Genomic DNA, 19,718 nt, shown 5'->3' with positions numbered 1-19,718 from the left:
GGTGAGATTCGGCCGGGCTGAGACCCGGCCCGCTGAGATCCGGCCCGGCTCCGGTCCCTCCACGTTCACCGACCCCGTTCCGCTTGCGCCGCCCCCGGCCCGGTCCGCGCGCAACGCGCGGCCTCCCGTTCCTCCCCTTCTCCTTCCGTCCGCGTCCGCGTCCTCGTTCGCGCCCGCGCCGTCACACGGCACACGCGGGCACACTCACCGAAAGACTTCACCAGGTGCCTCACTCCGAGACCGCTCACACCTTCCAGGTCGACCTGCGCGGCCTGGTCGACCTGCTCTCCCACCACCTCTACTCCAGCCCCCGCGTCTATCTGCGCGAGTTGTTGCAGAACGCCGTCGACGCCATCACCGCCCGGCAGGCGATCGACCCGGGCGCGCCCGGCTCCATCACGGTGCGCACCGGCGACACCCTCACCGTCACGGACACCGGCATCGGGCTGACCGAGGCCGACGTCCACCGGTTCCTCGCGACCATCGGGCGCAGCTCCAAGCGGACCGGTGAAGGCGCCCTGGACGGCGCCGGACTCGACGCCGCCCGGGGCGAGTTCATCGGCCAGTTCGGCATCGGACTCCTCGCCTGCTTCGTGGTGGCGGACGAGATCACGGTGCTCAGCCGCACCGCCGCCGATCCGTCGGCGGCGGCCGTCGAATGGCGCGGCCACTCCGACGGCCGGTACACGATCCGTACGCTGCCCGCCTCCACGGTGCCGGAGCCGGGCACCACCGTCAGGCTCGTGCCGCGGGTCGACACCGCGGAGTGGACGAGCCCGGACCAGGTCGTCGCACTCGCCCGGCATTACGGCGGGCTGCTGCGGCACGAGGTCACCGTCGTCGGAGCGCGGGGCGAGTCTCACCAGGTCAACGAGACGCCGCCGTGGGAGCAGGCGCACCGTTCGCCGCTGGCCCGCCGCGAGGCGATGACCGCGCACTGCCGCACCCTGTTCGACTTCACCCCGCTCGACACCATCGAGCTGGACCTTCCGGCGGCCGGCCTGCGCGGCGTCGCGTACGTGCTGCCGACGGCCGTGAGCCCGGCGCAGCGTGCGGGGCACCGGGTGCACCTCAAGGGCATGCTGCTGACGGACCAGGCCCCCGAACTGCTCCCGGAATGGGCCTTCTTCGTACGCTGCGTGGTCGACACGACCAGTCTGCGGCCGACCGCGTCCCGGGAGGCGCTCTACGAGGACGGAACGCTCTCCGCCGTACGGGACGCGCTGGGTGAGCGGATCCGTGACTGGCTCACCGGGCTCGCCGCCAGCGACCCCTCGCTGCTGCACCGCTTCATCGACACCCACCACCTCGCGGTCAAGGCGCTCGCCCGCTACGACGACGAACTGCTGCGCATCGTGCTGCCGTGGCTGCCGTTCGAGACCACCGACGGCAACGTGACCCTGGAGGAGTTCGCGCGGACGCACCCGGCTCTGCTGGTGACCCGCAGCGTCGAGGAGTTCCGCCAGGTCGCCCCCATCGCGGCGGCCGCAGGCCTGGGCGTCGTGAACGGCGGCTACACCTACGACCGCGACCTCGTGCACCGGCTGCCCGAGATCCGCCCCGGCACGAGCGTCACCGACCTCGACCCCGCCACCGTCACCGCGCATCTCGACGCCGTGGACCCGGCCGCCGAACTGCGCGCCGCCTCCTTCCTCGCCGTTGCCCGGGACACGATCGGCGTCCACGACTGCGACGTCGTCCTGCGGGACTTCCAGCCCGTCACCGCTCCCGCCCTGCTGCTCGACAACCGGGAGGCGCGCCACGAGCGGACCCGGTCGAGTCTCGCCGCCGAGAGCGACGGGCTGTGGGCCGACATCCTCGGCTCGCTGCGCCAGGAGTCCCCGCGCGCCCAGCTCGTCCTGAACCATCTCAACCCGCTGGTCCGCCAAGCCCTCACGATCACCGAGCGCGGACTCGCCGTCACCGCCGCGGAAGCGCTCTACGGCCAGGCCCTGCTGCTCAGCCGGCGCCCCCTGCGGGCCAGTGAGAGCGCTCTGCTCAACCGGGCCTTCATCGGCCTGCTCACCCACGCCATGCACCAGCCCGGCACGGCGGCACCCGGCTCCGAGCCCAGGAAGGAACTGTAAATGCTGGACACCCCCGAGGCCGTGGTCGAGGCGCTGCGCGAGAACAACGAGCGTGCGCACGGTCGGCAGCGCACCATCACCGCCGAAGAGCTCGTCGAGGCGGCCGAGCCCTTCGAGGAGCCCGACGTCCTCGTCACGGCCCTCCTCGAGTTGATGTCGGCGTATGAGTTCACCGGCGAGCACCGCAAGGCGCCCGTCGTCTTCGCCCGGCTGCTCAAGCTGTGGGACACGACTCCGGCGTCGTTCAGCCAGTGGGAGGCCCACCAGGTCTTCTGGCGTTTCAAGTGGGTGACGACGTCCCTGCTCCAGGTGCCCGAGGTGCCGCTCGCCTCCGTCCACGGCTGGATCGACCAGATGCGCATCCGCTACGAAGGGGCCGACCACGGGCTTCAGCCGGTGGCCACGATGCGCTACCACGTCGCATCCCACACCGGTGCCGGCGTGGCCGACGCCTACGACCTGTGGGCCACCCGCCCCCGTACCGAGCTGAGCGACTGCGAAGCGTGCGAGACCCGGCACTTCGCCTGGCACCAGGTGCTGGCAGGCGACGACACCGGGGCGCTCGACACCTGGCGTCCGGTCCTCACCGAGGGCATGGGCTGCACCGAGGAACCCCAGATGAGCCAGGCGCGTGCCCTGCTGCCGCTGCTGCGGACGGGCCGTCTCGACGAGGCCCGCTCCCACCACCTCACCGGCTACCGGCGGGTCAGGGGCAACACGGGCATGCAGGACGAGGTCGGCCTGCACGTGGAGTTCTGCGCGCTCTCGCGCAACGAGGGCCGGGGCCTGGAGATCCTCGCCGAGAACCGCTCACTGTTCGAGGCGACCGGCGCTCCGCTGGCCCATCTGGACTTCCTCACCGGCACCGAGGTCCTGCTCGCCCGCCTCGCCGCGGACGGACATGACAGCACCGCCGTCGCCGGTCCTCCGGGAAAGAACTGGACGATCGGTGAACTCCTCACCCACATACGCTCCGAGGCATCCCGGCTCACCAGGGCGTTCGACGATCGCAACGGCACCGATGCCGTCTCGTGCCGCCGTCAACTGCGCCTGAATCAGGGCCCGTTGGTGGCGGAGCCGCTGCCGCTGGGGCTGCGGACCTCCCTGCCCCGCCAGACCTCGCCGACGGTCCTGGCGGCAACACCCGCGCCCGCCGAACCGGAGGCCCCCCAGGACTTCGTCGCCCTGGTGCGCGAGGCCCGGCGCATGGCAGCCGTGGGGCACCCCGGAGCCGAACGGCTGTGGGTCCGCATCGCCGCGCGCCTCGCCGACGGCACCGCCGCGCACGACGACCGGCTCGGCCCCAAGGACCTGCTCCATGCGGAACTCGCCGAGCAGCGGGCCTTCCTGCTCGCGCGCGAGGACCGCCACACGGAGAGCGTCGCCGAACTGAAGCAGGCCACCGTCCTCTTCGAAGGGCTCGGCATGCCCTGGCACGCGCTTTCCGCGCGCAGCCGCGTCCTGGCCTGGGCGGCCACCACCGTCAGCGACACGCAGGACGACGTCGCGGGCGAGGGCCAGGGAGCGGATCAGGCAACCGAGCGCCTGGATGCGGATGCCGTCCGAGCCGGTCTCGACGAAGTGCTGAGCGAGGCGGAACGCCTCAAGACCGCGGCCCCGCTCGGTGGGGGTGCCTTCGGCATCGGGGAGGCCGCGACCGAGGAGGACCCGGCCGCGGCGCGGGTGCTGGAATACCTGACGGTGTTGTTCTCCCGCATCTTCGCGGCCTACCAGGACGTTCTGCGCGGACTGCCGGAGCCCTCCGGCTCGGCCGTGGCCCGGTTCGAGGAGTCCGTCCGTACGCTGCACAGCGAAGCCGAGCGCCTGACGGTTCCTCACCAGACCTCCAACGCACGGCAGTTGACGGCCGACCTCGCCGGACGGCGCGGTGACGTCGAGCGCGCTGTGACCGAGCTGCGTGCGGCGCTGCAAGACGTTGAGGCGTCCGGTCGTCCCTGGCGCGGTTCACGGCCGCGGGCCCTGCTCGCCCAGTTCCTGCTGACCTCCAACCAGTGGGAGGAAGCAGCGGAGTTGCTGCACCAGGCGCTAGCCGACGCCGTCCGCTTCGACGACCGCGACTTCGCCATGGCTCCCACCCACGCGCTCCTCGGCCACGCCGCATCCCACCTCGGTGACACGAACCGTGCCGTACGCCATCTCTCGGAGGCCGCCGCCCGGTTCGACCAGAACGGGGACCACGACGAGGCCGCCAGCACCCGGCTCCAACTCGCCGACGTCCTGACGCGCGCCGGGCAGCAGGCCGATGCCGTCGCCGTACTGGAATCCGTCCTCTCCGACGAGACGGCTTCCACGCTCGACGAACGCCTGGTCGCCCAGACGCGGTTGACGCTGGCACGCGGGCTGCGCGAGCTGGAGGAGTTCCTGCCCGCGGCCGAGGAGTTCCTGCGGCTCGCGGACACCGTAGCCGCATGGGAGGACGAGCACGAGCTGCACACCATGACGGCGGCGGAGACGGCCGTCACGCTGGCGATGGCCGAGCGCTGGGACGCGGCGGGCAGCGCCTACGAACGCGCCGTCGCCGCGCACGCCAAGGGCCCGAGACCGTCCCAGATCACGCAGATGATGTGCGAGTTCGCGCGTCTGGTCATGCTGGCCCGCGGAGCCGACGCCGTGGATGTGGCCCTGGACCACCTGGCCCAGGCCGACGCGGTCCGGTCCGCCGTACCGGACGGCACCGAGGGTTTTGTCCCCTGGTACGAGGCGGGCGCCGTGCACTACCGCCGCGCCCGCGTCCTCGCGGACGCCGAAGCCTTCCCGAAGGCCCTGGCCGAGGCGGAGGCCGCCGTCGCCGCCTACGAGCAGGGCGGGGAGTACGGCGAAGCGCCGCGCGCGGAAGCCGTCCGGATCGCGGCCCTGGTCGAGGGCAACGGCCTCGGCCAGTTCAAGGAGGCCATCGCCCGCCTGGCGACGGCAGCACAGCGAGCCCGCAAGGCAGACCTCGCGGAGGCAGCCCAGATCCTGGACGCCCTGCGGCAGGACTACCAGAGGCGACAGCAGGGCTGAGCCCCCTCCCCGGGCCCGGCCCCAGTCACCTAGGGGGCCGGGCCCGTCGCCTCACGCCAAGGCTGCCCTTCACTGCCCGTCGCTGCACCGTCGGCCGGGGCGGGCGGCGGTGCTGGCATGCACGGCGGCCCAAGAGCAAGTAGCGGGCCGTTCAGACGAACGTGGATTCCTCACCCCGCACGCCCAGAGCTATGATCCACCCGTAAATTGAACGCATTCAAAACAAGGGGGAGCTCATGTCAGGGCAACGCATCAGGCAAGCCATCGCGCGTCAAAGTCTCCGGTCCGGCCCCAACTCCCGCGTCACAGAAGGGGCATGACGCCGTGGGTGCCGGCTTGGAGCTACTCCTCATTCCCCTCGCCCTCTACTTCGTGCTGGCACTGTCCCTCTGCCGCAAGCTGGCCGCGCGTACCACTCCGGCGCTCACGTGGATGTTCATCACGGCGCTGCTCGTCCTGCCGGGCGGGTTGATCGTCACTTGGTGGGTGACGGGGGTGCTCGCACAACCGGGTTCGTAGTCGGGCAACCGGGTTTGCGATGGGGCAACCGGGCTCGCAGTGGGGCGGAGTGCCTCCGCTGCGGAAAGCACCGGATCTGCACCGCCCACCACGGCCGCGTCAACCCAATCCCCCGGCGCCCGTCGACAGAGAACGGACGCTCCTGAGGCCTAGGAATACATGATCCGCCGGCCCCAAGCCCCGTCAATCGCCTGGTGACCACGAACGGCGGTCACCGCGGCACCGCCCCGCTCATCCCGCACCGCCGCGAACCCTTCCCGGGACAACGCTTAGGCTTCTCCAATGGATAGCGGTGACGTAGCGGGAAGGGATCTGACGGACCCTCAGTTCCCGCCTGTGCGGGCAGCCGGTCGGGGGCGTGGCTGGTACCGAGGCGACTGCCATGTGCATTCGGTGTGCTCTAACGGCGGGGAGCTGACGACGGCACAGCTTGCCGTCGGTGCTCGCGCGGCGGGGCTTGATTTCCTGGCGATCACCGAGCACAACACTGCCGAAACGCACGGCTCTTGGAGCCGGCACATCGGCGACGACCTAGTGGTGATCCTGGGCCAGGAGGTCGTCACTCGGACCGGACACTGGCTCGCGCTTGGGCTGCAACCAGGTCAGGTAGTCGACTGGCGCTACGGCGTGCGGGACGACGTGATCGATCGGCATCTGGCGGAGGTTCGCCGCGCCGGTGGGCTCTGCGTGGCGGCTCATCCGTACGCTCCCTACGCCTCGGGCACGCTCATGTACCCGTACCGGGGCTTCGACGTGGTTGAGGTGTGGAACGGGCAGTGGAGTTCGGATGTGTCATGGCAGGCGGATAATGAGGCGGCCTTGGCAGAGTGGGGACGCAGTCTGGCCGCAGAGATCCACCAAGGACGGTGGCGGCCTGCGGTAGGGAACAGCGACGCCCACCTGGAAGGCCAGATCGGCAGCCCACACACTGTCGTGCTGGCTGGCGAGCTGAGTACCGATGCGGTCCTCGCCGGTATCCGCGCCGGCCACAGCTGGATCGCCGCTTCGCATTCCATCGACCTGTCGTTCACGGTCTCCAACGGTCATCGCAGCGTCGCGATGGGTGAATGGTTGAAAACCGGCGATGAGCCAGCGGTGGTGCGTGTTGACGTACGGGGCGTGCCCGGCGGCGCTGTCAGCCTCCACACCGAGAGGGGAAAAGTGTTCGGTGAATCGTTGCCAGACACAGGATCGGGCACCGTGGAATGGCACATCACCGCCGAGGAATCGGCGTTCGTTCGCAGCGAGGTTCGCTACGTGAACGGGAACATGGCAGCACTCAGCAATCCGGTCATCTTGACCTGAACCGCGGGCGGTTGACCTTCGTTCAGCTCATGCCATCTACGCCCGTACCGTGGCGGGCCGCGCCACTGCGGAAAGCCCTCGTCGTTCACCGCCGTGACGGCGGTGAAGGCGCGGCTGTGGCTCGCCGAGGAGGGAGAACGGGCCCGCGAAGACTGACCCCGTACGGCTGCCCGGCCACCGCCGCACCCCCTCCCCCGGCAAAGGGGAACACTCGTCGGCCGTTTGCAATGATCAGCCCCCGCTGCTGCTTGGCGGACCAATTCGCTTGGCGGAGGGGGCACTTGGGTGGGTGCGGCCCCCTGGGCGTGGTTCGGGCAGCACGCTAGCCTGACAGGAATCCCGGGAGCGCGCTCATGGAGATTACGTGGCGTCGGATCGTCGCGCAGGACTTCCCTCTGCTAGGCATTTGGCTTCAGCAGCCCCACGTGAAGCGGTGGTGGAATCACGAGACCACAGCGGAAGCGGTGGCGCGCGACTTCGGTCCCGCTGCCCGAGGCGAGGAGCCGTCGGAGGACCTGCTTGCCTTCCTCGACGGTCGGCCGGTCGGTCTCGTACAGCGTTCGCGCCTGCACGACTACCCGGATTACCTGGCCGAGTTGGCAGCCATCATTCCGGTACCTGACGGCGCGATGACCATCGACTATCTGATCGGTGATCCCCTCCAGACCGGCCAGGGCGTCGGGACAGCGATGATCCAGTTCGCCATCGCACGAACCTGGGCCGATCACCCGGCCGCCCCCTGCGTTCTCGTCCCGGTGGCCGCAGCCAATCGTCCTTCATGGCGGGCACTGGAGCGGGCGGGGCTGCGCCGAGTCGGTGTCGGGGACCTGGAGCCGGACAACCCGGTCGACGACCGGACCCACTACCTCTACCGCGTCGACCGGCCGGGCGGCAGTGTCTGACGGGCTCGTCCCCAGCCTGTCCTGACATGCCGTCGCACACGGTCAACATGCAGGGCGCGGAGGCCTGTGTGCTCGGCGTGGCTGCCGTGGCCCCTCGGGCAGTGCGGCCTCAGGGGCGGGGTGAAGATCCGGGAGATCGAGCGCACGGTGACCTGGTGCCGGGGTGATCGTTCCCGTGGTGGGAGCAGCGGTGCCCGCTGCTTCTTCGGCTTCTCACAGGAATGAGGGTCCCGGTGGACACGATCACGGCTAAGCGGCACATCTTCTCGATGCTGGACGTCGACGGCGACGGGGTCATCTCTCGCCAGGAGTACCTTGCCCGGCCCGAACGCGCAGCGCAGGCACTGGGCCGGGACGGTGAAGACCCGCTCCTGTCGTTGGCGCGTACCGCACACGATCGGGTGTTCGCGTCGATGGACGCGGACCAGGACGGACGGGTGACCTTCGCGGAGTACGAGGCGTGGGCGGGCGAGGAGGCCTTCGACGAGGTCTGTAGGCCGGCTCTGGGATCGCTGTTCGACCTGGCCGACACCGACGGCGACGGACACCTCGACCGGACAGAGTTCACTCGGCTGCGCCACGCCCTGGGTAATCCCGCCGACAACGCCCGTGCGGCCTTCGACGCGCTGGACGAGGACGGCGACGGCCGGATCGACCGCGACGCCTACCTGGCGCAGATCCGTTCCTTCGTCACCGAGGGGGCCTCGCCCATGGCGCGCGCTCTCCACGCCCCGGCCCACAACTGACCGTGGGCGCCGCCCTGTTGACCCGACTCCCGGACTGCAAGTTGGTCTAGTCCCTGCCGCAGTTCGCTTCAACAGTTCGCCGCCGTCCGGGTAGCGAAACGCCCGTGTGCGCACGCCCATGTGCGCGCTCCCCAACGCGTTCCCTCGTGCGGAGCCCGTGCATCTCGCCAGGGCGGCAGGGCTGCACAGCGACGGCTGCGCAGCCCTGGCCAGTACTCTCTGAGGACCTGCGGCGCCACGAGAACACCTCGTGTTCCGTGGCGCCGGCGTGGTGAGGGGGTCAGGCCACGCTGATGTTCTCGGCCTGCGGGCCCTTCTGGCCCTGGGTGACGTCGAACGTCACCATCTGGCCCTCCTGGAGCTCACGGAAGCCCGAGGAATTGATCGCGGAGTAGTGGGCGAACACGTCCGGGCCGCCGCCGTCCTGAGCGATGAAGCCGAAGCCCTTCTCCGCGTTGAACCACTTCACAGTTCCCGTAGCCATAGCTGATGCCTTCCAGTCGAGTACGTCTCCCACACCATGCGGAAGACGGAGGTGATCGCCCTGGTTCCTGCGGCACAGCACAGCAAAGCGCCCACGCCTACGGCGTGGGCAAAGGGAAAATCCGAACCACGACAGCTGACACGAACGCTACCCGCCCGCACGCGCTGTCACCACAGGAAACGTGCGCATGTCTCGCTGAGGGCCGGATCCGGGTGGGTCGTGTCCGGGTGGGTCGGCCCGCCGGGAAGGAAGTGGGCGGGTCTCGGTTCACGCCACGGCGGACGGCCTCTCCGATCCGGCGGCGTCGCGGTATGCGGCGTTGATGCGCTGGGCTTCCTCGAGCTGGTCTTCGAGGATGATGATGCGGCAGGCGGCCTCGATCGGAGTGCCCTGGTCGACGAGTTCGCGGGCGCGGGCGGCGATGCGCAGCTGGTAGCGGGAGTAGCGGCGGTGTCCGCCGGCCGAGCGGAGCGGGGTGATCAGGCGGTGTTCACCAATCGCGCGGAGAAAGCTCTGGGTGGTGCCGAGCATGTCGGCGGCACGGCCCATGGTGTAGGCGGGGTAGTCGTCGTCATCGAGCCGGCCGAAGGAATCGTCTGCTGTCATTGCACCTCTCTGTGAAACGCGTTGAGGGGCCCGGGTGCCGTACTGCTGGCACCCGGGCCCCGAAGGAACTGCTACACCATCTGCCGGCCCTGGTACTGCGCCGGCCTTCTCTGTTCGCACCGCCACCGGGGGATGCGCGGCGTGTGCGGGGATCGCGGATGCGTGACCTCAGACCACCTCACTATCGATGTCCTGCGGTACCCGGACTCGCGTGACGTCCGGGCGATCCTGACGGTGCTGCGTTCCTCCGTTCTTTCCCTCTGGGTGAATCAACCCTCGAACTGCGTGTACTGCTGGTGTTGCGTGTTGCGTACTGCTGGTGGCCTCTCCTAGCGCCACCTTCGGCAGCCAGCCCCGTCGCCCGTCCTGCATCTGCTCTTGGCTTAGAACCCCACTGCCGAACCTCCCGGTGCGCGCGCCCGCAGCCGACGCCTTCACCGAGGTACCGCTCACTTCACTTCACTGCTGGGTACTGCGTACTGCATTTACTCGTACTGCCACTGCGGTACTGCTGGTGGCGGCCCCTGATCACTGCGGGCCGCCCGGTCCGGTCGTCAGTCCCGTCGCCGTCCTGCAACAAACCCTGGCTTCGAAACTCCACCACCGCACCGCCCTGCAACTGCACTTGCGGGTACTGCTGCCCGGCAGTTCGTGTCTGCCGGGCCCTGCTCGATCTCGACTACGAGAGAAACCATAACCACACCACCGCCCAATGTCTACTCCGGCCGGAACAGATTTTCCTGCGCCCGACCGAGAGGTAACCGTCCTCCAACAGAGACACGTGTGGGCGCCCGGGCGGCCCGGCGAAGTGCCGTCATAGGCGGCCCGCCGGAGTACCCACGGAGTACCCGCCAAGACCGCGGCACGCACAGATCACGAGCTGTCTGTCAGACCCCGGCGGAGGGCCGATGTGGCCTTCCGCATGTCACGTCGCTGTGATGTCTCAGCGTGAGGGGGAAGGAGAACGGTCCGGAACTTAGGGAGGTCGCTGTGGAGCGTGATCGGATCGGACTGGCCGAGGTTCTCGCAGCGGCGGAGGCCGCACCGCCCATGCGCTCGCTCGACGTGGTGGCGCACAATCTGCGGGAACGGTTCGACGCACGGTATGTGTCGTTCCTGTTTGTCGACGTCGTCGGCAGACGGCTGCTGCGTGTCAACGAAGAGGGGACGGCACCGCAGGAGCGCGGCGCTGACCAAATCCCATTGGACGGCAGCGTCTACAACGAGGTACTGCGCACCCAGAAGGTGGTCACGGTCGCGAACGGCTCCCGTGAGCAGCGTGTTTTCGCGCCGGTTTCCAACCGCGGTGACGCGATCGGGGTACTGGAAGTACGCCTCACCCATGCGACTCAGGATGTGCTGGAGCAGGTCGAGGAGGTCGCGCACGCGCTGGCGTACATCATCGTCACCGACCGCCGCTTCACCGATCTGTACCACTGGGGAAACCGGACCGCCTCAGTCACTCTGGCCGCGGAGATCCAGCGCCAGCTGCTGCCCTCGGCGCCCTCGTGCGAGTCCGCCGAATTCGCCCTCGCCGGCGCGCTGGTCCCCGCTTCCGACATCGCCGGAGACACCTACGACTACAGCCTCGACGAGAACACCCTGCACCTGTCCATCACCGATGCCATGGGGCACGACGTCGACGCCTCACTGATGGCGACCCTCTTGGTGAACGCCTCCCGCGGCGCCCGCCGCGCCGGAGCCGACCTCGCCGAACAGGCCCGCCAGACCCACCAGGCGCTCCTCCAACACGGCCGCCGCACCTTCGCCACCGGCCAGCTCCTGCGCATCGCCCTGGACGGAAGCAGCGCCCAGCTCGTCAACGCCGGCCACCTCTGGCCCCTACGGCTGCGCGACGGCACAGTCGAGGAGCTCAAGCTGCACGTCAACCTCCCCTTCGGCGTGCCCGTGCAGAGCGCCTACGAGGTGCAGGACCTCGACCTGCTTCCCGGCGACCGCCTGCTGCTCTTCACCGACGGGATGCAGGAACGCAAAGCGGCACGTGTCGACCTGCGCGGCCTCATGCGCGACACCGCCGTCGAGCACCCCCGCGAGGTCGTACGGACCATGGTCACCGCGGTCCGCGACGCCTGCGACGACTACGTTCAGGACGACGCCACCGTCCTGTGCCTCGACTGGCACGGCCCGCGCCCGCAAACCGGTGACGGCGGCGCCGGTATCTGACCCGCCGTTCGAGGAAACGAGCGAGGCGCGCGCAGGGCTCGGCGGGGTCCCTTCCCCCGCTCCCCGGGGCCCGCCGTCCTCGCTGTCGGCTTGCGAACGGTCGGCGGAGAGGCGGAGAGGGGTGGCCCCTTGTCGGCCGAGGCGCGGAGCCAGTCGGGCGAGCGTCGAGAGCCGGGGTTGCTGGCGGAGGCCGGCCGTTAATCGCCTGGGGGGCGGGCGGCTGGGATCTGAGCAGGCGGGCGGGCCCTACAGCCTCGTAATGGCCGAGCAGTCCGGCATTCGACCGGCGACGAGGGGTCCCCATCGCCCGGGTGCCGACCGGCATCCGACCGATGACGGCGCCCCCATCACCCGGGTGCCGCCCGCCGTCCGACCGGCGACGCGGGGGTCGCCTGCAACCGGCCCCGACGGCCCGACGGCCCGACGGCGAGTATCGCCAACGTCCGTCAGGCCTGCGCCTCAGCCGCCGCGATGATCCAGTTCCTGAACTCGACCGCGTAGTGGCGCCGATGGTGGTCCAGGACGTCCTGCGGGCAGGACGTCGGGAAGTACACCGTGAGGTGCGCGATGAACCCGTCAGCGGTGTCGCCGAACTGGATCAGCGCCCGCCCGACGGCCGTGCCGTCCTCCAGGAAGAGGTTCGAGGACACTCGGGGGCGATCTTCAGCCGCTGCATCCTGTCCCTGACCAGCCCTACTCGCGAACACCCTGTCGTTGTTCCCGGACACGTGCAACGAGGTACTCGGCCCAGCCGCGTCGGGCGTAGGCGACCCAGCGGCGTGGGGTGTGGCGGTGCATCCCCGTCACGTCGACGAGGATCGGGCTGGGGAGATCAGCAGCGAGGGGGCCAGCGCCGCGTTGCGCACGGCGCCACCTGTAATGAGTCGCGGCTGATCTTCGCCGCGTTACCCGGCGCGGCGCGTGATCAGGGCCTCCAGACCGTCGAGGATCCTCTCCAGGCCGAAGTCCAGCGCCTGATCCCGGCCGTCCTGTGAGGCAATGGCCGCGGCGAGCGCGGGGAAGCGGTCGGCGTGCTGGTGCACCAGGGGGCCGAGGACAGCCAGGAGGTCCGTCTCGGGCGAGCCGCCCGGACGGGTTGCGCGGCCCTGCTCGGCGATGCCCCGGACATGCCCGGCCAGCAGCACCGCGGCGTCCATCCGCTCAGGGCCGGTCAGCCCGTGGCCGTCCAGGGCCGCGAGCACCCGCTCCAGCCAGCCGAGTTCCTTGGGGCCCATCACCCGCGGGCCGACGGTGGCGTCGAGCAGCCACGGGTGCTCGGTGAACGACCTCGTCAACTCTTTTGCCCAGGCTGTTAGTTGCTCGCGCCAACCGAGCCCTTCCACGATTGACGGCGGTCCGCCGATCGTGGCCTCCACCATGAGCGCGACCAGCTCTGCCTTGCCGGGCACATAGCGGTAGAGCGACATCTTGGTGAAGTCGAGCAGCCCGGCCACCTTCTGCATCGAGACGGCGCCGAGACCCTCGGCGTCCGCGATCTCGACGCCCGCCGCAGCGATCCGCGCCAGGCTCAGCGCGGGCTTCGGCCCCCTGGACGGCTTGGCGGGCGGCCCCCAGAGCAACCGCACCGCCTCGTTCGTTTCCTCGCCCATTTCCCGCTCCGTCCCGCGTTTCCGCCTGTCCCTTGCGAGGCGACCTAACTGCGTCTACCGTACACAGAAATAAACCGTGTCCACCAGACGCAGTTATTCGACGGACTCATACGGAGTGGTTCACGTGAGCACGAAGGTCCTGATCTCGGGCGCGAGCATCGCCGGCCCCGCGCTGGCCTACTGGCTGGGGCGATACGGCTTCGAGACCACCGTTGTCGAGCTGGCCCCCGCCCTGCGCGGCGGCGGCCAGGCGGTCGACTTCCGCGGCCAGACCCATCTGACCGTGCTGGAGCGGATGGGCGTGCTCGACGAGCTGCGCGCGCTCGATACCGGCGGCAGCCCGATAACCTTCGTCGACCAGCGCGGCCGTCAGATCCTCCACCTGCCGGCCGACTTCGCGGGCGGGGACGTCGAGGTCCCGCGCGGGGAGCTCGCCCAGGTGCTGCACCAGCGCAGCCTCCCGCGCACCGAGTACCTATTCGGCGACTCGATCACCGCCCTGGAGGAGACGCGCACCGGTGTCCGGGTGACCTTCCAGCACGGCGCGCCACGCGAGTTCGACCTGGTGATCGGCGCCGACGGGCTGCACTCCCATGTCCGACGGCTCACCTTCGGCCCGGAGGAGCGCTACGTCCGCCACCTCGGCTACTACGCGGCCACCTGGCAGGTGCCCAACTACCTGGGTCTGCCGACCGGTTCAGTAGGCCTCAACGTCCCCGGCCGGCTTGCGGCCGTCGGCGCCGACCACCGCGACCCGACCAGGGCGGGTGCTTTCTTCGTCTTCGCCTCGCCCGAACTCCGTTACGACCGCCACGACGTGGCGCAGCAGAAGAAGCTGATCCAGGACGCCTTCGCAGGCCTCGGCTGGGAGGTGCCCAGGCTGCTGGAGAGCTTGCAGCAGGCCCCCGAGCTGTACTTCGACTCGATCAGTCGGGCCGACGTCCCCGCCTGGTCCTCCGGTCGGGTCGCCCTGCTCGGCGACGCCGCCTGCGGGGCCACCATCGGCGGCATGGGCACCGGCACCGCCGTGGTGGCGGCGTACGTCCTGGCCGGGGAGCTGGCCCGGGCCCGTGGCGACCACCACACCGCCTTCGCCCGCTACGAGCACACCTTGCGCGACTACGCCCAGGGCTGCCAGAAAGGCGGCGACCGCACCGGCCCGTTCCTGGCGCCCGGTACCGCGACCGGGCTGCGGGTGCGCAACGGGCTACTGAACCGGCGCTGGATCCTCGACAGGATGCTGAAGATGGGCAAGCAGGTCAGCAGCGTCGATCTGCCGGATTACGCCGCCGGGCCGTCCAACGCCGCTGCAATCAGTGCCGTGGGCGGACAGGTCAGCCCTCGGACAGCACGCCGCTAACGGGACCGACCACCCGGTCGCGGGGGGGCTGATCATGCCCCCCTCGCAACGCGGGGCCGTACTCGGCGCTCTGGCCTTTGCCTACCCCCTCGCCGGCATGCTGCCCCCATGGGCGACCGGCCGGATCGTGGCGCTCTGCCCCCGCCCGCGAGAGACGTCATCGGGTCTCGGGACGCCAGTCGCTGGCCAGGGCGGCGATGACGAACACGCTCAGCGCGATTCCGATCAGCGCCCACCACGGCTGGTAGGGGAGGTAAAGGAAGTGCGCCACCAGGCTGAGGCTCGCCAGCATCAGCGCCGGCACCCGCGCCCAGGGCCGGGGGCCGCTGAGCAGTCCCCAGCCGACCACCGCCAGCAGTACGCCGAGCACCAGGTGGATCCAGCCCCAGGCGGTCAGGTTGAACTTGTACACGTAGTCACCCACGCGTGCGTACACATCGTCCTTGGCCAGCGCCGCGATCCCCTCCAAGGCGCCGAGGATGCCCTCGACGAGCAGCATGACTCCGGCGAACAACGTGCCCCCGACGGCCCAGCCCCTGGGCTCCAACGGAGTGTGTGCGGAGGCGTCGGACGGTGTGGTTCTGGTCATCGGGAACTCTCTCCGTCAGGGATGCGGGACAGGTCGAGGAGGGCCGAGACGTGGACTCAGGCGGAGCGGGCCACCCGGCGCTCGACGCAGCCCACCTCCGAGTTGTCCGTTTTGCGCAAGATTATTTAGATACGAGACATGTCGCATCCCGGGACGCTCATCCTGCTCATGGCCATCGCCGTCCTCGCGCCCCTGCTCGCCTACGGAGTGCGGCGGTGGATCCCGGTCCCCCTGGTCATCTTCGAGATCGTGCTAGGCATCTTCGTCGGCCCCGACGTCCTCGACTGGGCGCATCACGACCAGGTGATCGACACCCTCTCGAACCTCGGCCTGACCATGCTCATCTTCCTCGCTGGCTACGAGATCGACTTCGCCGCCGTCCCTGGCGACACCCTGCGCCGCTCGGTCACCGCCTGGCTCATCTCCCTGGCCGCCGCACTCGGCATCGCCTTCGCCCTCACCGGCGCCCAGACCACCAAGAGCTTCGTCATCGGCACCGCCCTGACCAGCACCGCCCTCGGCACGGTCCTGCCGATCCTGCGCGACTCCGGCGATCTGCGCGGACGCTTCGGCACGGTGGTCCTCGCCTTCGGCGCGGTCGGCGAGTTCGGCCCCGTCATCGCCATGGCGCTCCTGCTCAGCGGCCGCGCCCCCGGCCGATCCACCGCCGTACTCCTGGCGTTCGCCGCCATCACCGCCGCCGCCGTGTGGTGGGCCCTGCGGCCCCGCCCCCGCCGGTTCTCCCACCTGATCAGGAAGACCCTGCACAGCGGCGGTCAGTTCGCCGTCCGGTACGTCATGCTCCTGCTGGCCGCCATGCTCGGCCTCTCACAAGTCCTGGGCATCGACACCCTCCTCGGAGCCTTCGCCGCCGGCGTGATCACCCCGGCTGATCCTGCACGGCGCCGCTCCGGACAGCAGCTCCGAAGTCCTCGGCCGCGTCGAGGCGATGGGCTTCGGCTTCCTCGTCCCGCTCTTCTACGTCGTCACCGGCATCGACTTCGACCTCGACGCCCTGCTCGCGGGCGGCCGGCCCCTCGCCCTCCCCCCGTGCTGCTGGCGCTGTTCCTCCTCGTCCGCGGTCTGCCCCAGTACGCCCTGGCACCACCCGACCTACCGCGCCACAACCGCCTCGCGCTTCTTCTCTACGGCTCGACGTGCCTGCCTCTCGTCGTCGCCATCACCACCATCTGCCTCGACGACAAGGCCATCACCAGCGGCGAAGCCGCGGCCCTGGTAGGCGCGGCCATGGTTTCGGTCCTCGCCTTCCCTCTCATCGCGCTGCGGATCAGGGCCCGCGGCGGCGAGCCGGCCACACGGCCGTCAGCCGCCAGCGAGAGCGCGGAGCCCTGGTGAGCCACGCCGTTGATCTCCCGATCTCCACCGGCTCAGGCATCCCGTGATCTCCACCGGCTCCGGCATCCCGTTCATCACCACCGGATCCGGCATCCCGTTCATCACCACCGGAAGGGGGTACTCCGCACCAGATGGAGCACCAATCCCCCGGAGGTCTCATGGCTGAGCAGACACAGCACAACGATGGCAACCGCTTCTGCAAGGCGTGCGGGACGCCCGCCGAGGACGGCAAACTGTGCAAGCACTGTGGCGCCGCGCTGGGCCTGCCCGCCGAGGGCGGGCTGGCCGACGACCAGGGCGCGGCGGCGCGGCGCACCGTCGAAGGGCTCGGTGACGGGCAGGCGCCCGGACAGCCGCGGCAGTAACGCGAAATCCGACATGCGGAATCCGAGATGCTGAACGGGGCCCCCGGGGGTAGACGGTTCGGCATGGCATCCAAGACCGAACTCGTCATGTCCCTGCGGGCCGTGCGGCAATTGCGCCAGGTCCGTGCCTTCTACGCCCTGGGCCTCGCCCTGTGGGCCGCATCAACCGCCTCGACCGCTTGGCAGTCACCGGGCAGCCGACAGATGTGGGCGTCGGTCCTGTTCCTGGCCATCTTCACCGGCCTTCTGGGCCTGTCATCCGTGTGGCTGCGCCGCCTCCAGGCCCGCAGTGCAACGCGCGTCGCCCACCACGCCGCTCCCCGCAGGACCACCGCACCGGGTCACGCGCACGCCTAAGCACCCTGAGTCGGGGCGAGGCCGCGTGTGACCAGCGGGGGTGTGGCAGCGCCGCCTCCGCTGCCCGATCGCAGGAACTCTGCGCTCCAGAGCCCGTAAGCAGGGAGGCGGATCTGCCACTGTCAAGGCTTAAGGCTCAAGGCCGAAGGCTCAAGACCCTGCCGGGAGGAAACGCGGCCGTGGCGGCATGATGGCAGAGTCGGCTGAGTCGGCTTCCGGTGAGGGCGGACCGGGGGGCGAAGTACGGTCCACCGTGCCCGGCCGGTCCCGCCCCGCGCAACAGAAGCCGGCCGGCCCACGAGGAGAGGATCTGCTGTGAACGAGGCAGGCCCCGTCATCGTCTTCGCCAACTTCCTGTCCGATCTCGCGGTCGATCTCGGCGAAGGCCACGTACTGGAGCAGTGGGCGCATCAGGCGCCTCGCAAGGCGTGGTTGTTGCGGCCGCAGGATGTTTTCGTGACCCCGGGCGCTTTGAGCAGGGAGTTCCTCACCTACGTGGCGGAGCACACGGGCGTAGCGGTCGGCCGGGCGACGGTCGTGGAAGTGCCGCCGGCCGGTGCGGTTGCCCTCGCGCAGGCGGTGCGTCAGGCGGGGCTCGTCGAACAGGTACGGGTCCTGGCCCGTGCGCTTGAGGGTGCGGCCCTGCTTCCCACGGCCTTGGACGCCTCCACTCTCGGCTTCGCCCGGGACCTGGCGGTCACCGTTCATCCGTACCCCACGATCGACGCCGCCGCGGGCGCCCTGAGCGCGGCCATGCTGCTCAACACGAAGGCCGGTTTCCGCGATGCGGCCGAGCAGGTGGACATGCGGTTGCCCGCGGGACGGGTCTGCCGCCGCCCCGAGGTGGAAACGGTCGTGCGCGAGATGCTCCAGCAGTACGAACGGGTGGTGGTGAAGCCCGACCGCTCCGCGGCAGGACACGGTCTGCGGTTCGTCGGACGCGACGACCTCGCGACCGCGGGCCTGGTACTGGACCCGGTCGGTGGGCCGCAGGGGGTGTGGGTGGTGGAGGAGTGCGTGGACGTGGCCGAGTCGGTGAGCATCCAGATGGAGAACAGCTCCTCGGGAACCCGCGCCTTGTTCAGCGGAGCCATGCGAACCGTGCGGGGCTCCTTCACGGGGTACGCCTCCCCCTTGCCCCCGTCCTGCGCGCACGTGGCCGGCGAACTGCGGGAGTGGGGGATGAAACTGGGCCGTCATCTCTCGGATCTGGGTTACCTCGGCCCGTTCGGACTGGACGCCCTGGTCGCCGCAGACGGCGTGCTGTACGCGAGCGAGAGCAACGTCCGCCGTACCGCCACCACCACGCCGCATGCCATGGTCACCCGGCTCACAGCGGGATCATCGAACGCCCAACCGGCATGGTCGGTCTCCAAAGGCCGAACACTCAGACCCTTGGGCTTCGAAGACGCTCTCCGCCGGCTGCGCCAACGCGAACTCGCCTTCGACCCGGCCCGTGGCGAGGGCGTCGTCCTCTACGCGGACGCACCCCCGGACGGCCATTCCTGGCGCTACGCCGTCATCGCTGCCCACGCCGACGGAGTGCGGGAGCGGGAGGAGGGAGTGGCCCAGGCACTGGTGCTCGAAGCGGGTGCCTGACGTGAACCCGGTGCCGGGCGGGAGGCGAGCCTCGACGTCCCTTCCACTCGCCGTTCGGAACGCCTAGGACTTGTCCGGCCGGTCATGTTCGGAGCCAGATGAAACCGGTCCCGCCCCGGGCACGGCCGGTAACGGCGACTTCAGCAGTTGGTCCGGCCTCAGTCTGGACCAGTCACCAGCACGACCGCGGGTCTTGTACATGCTGTGGCGAGTGCCGGTCCTCTCCCCTGCCCAGACCGGTCCGGACCAGGAAGCCGGGATCCGCGTCCCAGGGCGGGGCAGCGATGTGCACCCGCTGGGTGCCGGGGATGCCCACCTCGACGAGGACCCCGTCGCGGAACATCCACAGACCGAACAGGTCGTCGTCCTCATCGTGCAGCATGACTTGCACGCAGGCGGGCTCGTTCCACGGCAGGGACTCCAGGTCCTTGATCACGCCGCGGCGCCGGTTCCACCGCTCGAACTCGATGTGCCAGCCCCCTACGAACCAGGGGATCTGCACAAAGCAGCCGTTCCAGGTACGAGCCTCGTCCGGCCGGGTCAGCGGCTCCATCACCTCGTCCTCGTACCGTGCCAACACGATGACCTGCGCCATTCTGCTCATGCCCACATGTCACACCGTGCC

General features: G+C 69.9%; 17 protein-coding genes and 1 pseudogene. 12 read left to right on the top strand and 6 right to left on the bottom strand.

Going from position 1 to position 19,718, the window contains the following annotated elements:
* Positions 1-224 precede the first annotated feature (224 nt).
* The 6 genes from DWB77_RS35890 to DWB77_RS35865 all read left to right on the top strand — a co-directional run bounded on the left by DWB77_RS35890 (position 225) and on the right by DWB77_RS35865 (position 8,583).
* Positions 225-2,087: an HSP90 family protein gene (locus DWB77_RS35890; RefSeq protein ID WP_120726796.1), complete on the top strand. Its 1,863-nt coding sequence runs from the start codon at positions 225-227 to the stop codon at positions 2,085-2,087.
* On the top strand, positions 2,088-5,111 hold the full coding sequence (locus DWB77_RS35885) for a tetratricopeptide repeat protein (RefSeq protein WP_120726795.1): 3,024 nt from the start codon (positions 2,088-2,090) through the stop codon (positions 5,109-5,111). It begins immediately after the preceding gene.
* 336 nt (positions 5,112-5,447) lie between these two features.
* The gene (locus DWB77_RS35880) at positions 5,448-5,630 is read left to right on the top strand and encodes a hypothetical protein (protein WP_162952690.1); all 183 of its coding nucleotides are present in this window, start codon (positions 5,448-5,450) and stop codon (positions 5,628-5,630) included.
* Between the two features lie 282 nt (positions 5,631-5,912).
* Positions 5,913-6,935: a CehA/McbA family metallohydrolase gene (locus DWB77_RS35875; protein WP_120726791.1), complete on the top strand. Its 1,023-nt coding sequence runs from the start codon at positions 5,913-5,915 to the stop codon at positions 6,933-6,935.
* Positions 6,936-7,288: 353 nt separating this feature from the next.
* Entirely contained in the window at positions 7,289-7,837 is a 549-nt protein-coding gene (locus tag DWB77_RS35870) for a GNAT family N-acetyltransferase (protein WP_120726789.1), read from the top strand.
* Positions 7,838-8,070: 233 nt separating this feature from the next.
* Positions 8,071-8,583: an EF-hand domain-containing protein gene (locus tag DWB77_RS35865; RefSeq protein WP_120726787.1), complete on the top strand. Its 513-nt coding sequence runs from the start codon at positions 8,071-8,073 to the stop codon at positions 8,581-8,583.
* 280 nt (positions 8,584-8,863) lie between these two features.
* Here the strand turns inward: DWB77_RS35865 and DWB77_RS35860 are convergent, their stop codons facing one another.
* Positions 8,864-9,067, bottom strand: a complete 204-nt coding sequence (locus tag DWB77_RS35860; protein WP_120726785.1) for a cold-shock protein — start codon at positions 9,065-9,067, stop codon at positions 8,864-8,866.
* A gap of 267 nt (positions 9,068-9,334) precedes the next feature.
* Entirely contained in the window at positions 9,335-9,673 is a 339-nt protein-coding gene (locus DWB77_RS35855) for a MerR family transcriptional regulator (protein ID WP_120726783.1), read from the bottom strand.
* 990 nt (positions 9,674-10,663) lie between these two features.
* Here DWB77_RS35855 and DWB77_RS35850 point away from each other — a divergent pair.
* Entirely contained in the window at positions 10,664-11,857 is a 1,194-nt protein-coding gene (locus DWB77_RS35850) for a PP2C family protein-serine/threonine phosphatase (protein ID WP_120726781.1), read from the top strand.
* 446 nt (positions 11,858-12,303) lie between these two features.
* Here DWB77_RS35850 and DWB77_RS35845 read toward each other — a convergent pair whose 3' ends face one another.
* Together DWB77_RS35845 and DWB77_RS35840 are read right to left on the bottom strand one after the other, a co-directional pair.
* Entirely contained in the window at positions 12,304-12,507 is a 204-nt protein-coding gene (locus tag DWB77_RS35845; RefSeq protein ID WP_246033758.1) for a hypothetical protein, read from the bottom strand.
* Between the two features lie 255 nt (positions 12,508-12,762).
* Positions 12,763-13,467 (bottom strand): TetR/AcrR family transcriptional regulator, encoded by a 705-nt coding sequence (locus DWB77_RS35840; RefSeq protein WP_120726779.1) that lies wholly within the window; start codon positions 13,465-13,467, stop codon positions 12,763-12,765.
* Positions 13,468-13,591: 124 nt separating this feature from the next.
* Here DWB77_RS35840 and DWB77_RS35835 point away from each other — a divergent pair, with 124 nt between their 5' ends.
* Entirely contained in the window at positions 13,592-14,827 is a 1,236-nt protein-coding gene (locus DWB77_RS35835; protein ID WP_120726777.1) for an FAD-dependent monooxygenase, read from the top strand.
* A 157-nt stretch (positions 14,828-14,984) separates the two neighbouring features.
* Here DWB77_RS35835 and DWB77_RS35830 read toward each other — a convergent pair whose 3' ends face one another.
* Entirely contained in the window at positions 14,985-15,416 is a 432-nt protein-coding gene (locus tag DWB77_RS35830) for a DUF7144 family membrane protein (RefSeq protein ID WP_120726775.1), read from the bottom strand.
* A gap of 138 nt (positions 15,417-15,554) precedes the next feature.
* Between DWB77_RS35830 and DWB77_RS35825 the strand changes: the two are divergent.
* From DWB77_RS35825 to DWB77_RS35810, 4 genes and pseudogenes are all read left to right on the top strand, one after another.
* Positions 15,555-16,772, top strand: a pseudogene (locus DWB77_RS35825) (cation:proton antiporter).
* 158 nt (positions 16,773-16,930) lie between these two features.
* A complete protein-coding gene (locus DWB77_RS35820; RefSeq protein WP_120726773.1) occupies positions 16,931-17,137 on the top strand; it encodes a hypothetical protein in 207 nt (68 codons plus the stop codon).
* Between the two features lie 63 nt (positions 17,138-17,200).
* Entirely contained in the window at positions 17,201-17,494 is a 294-nt protein-coding gene (locus DWB77_RS35815) for a hypothetical protein (protein WP_120728619.1), read from the top strand.
* A gap of 315 nt (positions 17,495-17,809) precedes the next feature.
* Entirely contained in the window at positions 17,810-19,093 is a 1,284-nt protein-coding gene (locus DWB77_RS35810; protein WP_120726771.1) for a peptide ligase PGM1-related protein, read from the top strand.
* Positions 19,094-19,265: 172 nt separating this feature from the next.
* On the opposite strand, the gene DWB77_RS35805 is transcribed toward DWB77_RS35810, so the two are convergent.
* Positions 19,266-19,697: a hypothetical protein gene (locus tag DWB77_RS35805; RefSeq protein WP_246033757.1), complete on the bottom strand. Its 432-nt coding sequence runs from the start codon at positions 19,695-19,697 to the stop codon at positions 19,266-19,268.
* Positions 19,698-19,718: the final 21 nt, after the last annotated feature.

The organism is Streptomyces hundungensis (assembly GCF_003627815.1).
GTDB lineage: Bacteria > Actinomycetota > Actinomycetes > Streptomycetales > Streptomycetaceae > Streptomyces > Streptomyces hundungensis_A.
The sequence above is the reverse complement of the archived record's forward strand: the minus strand, read 5'-3'. Positions and strand labels throughout refer to the sequence as shown.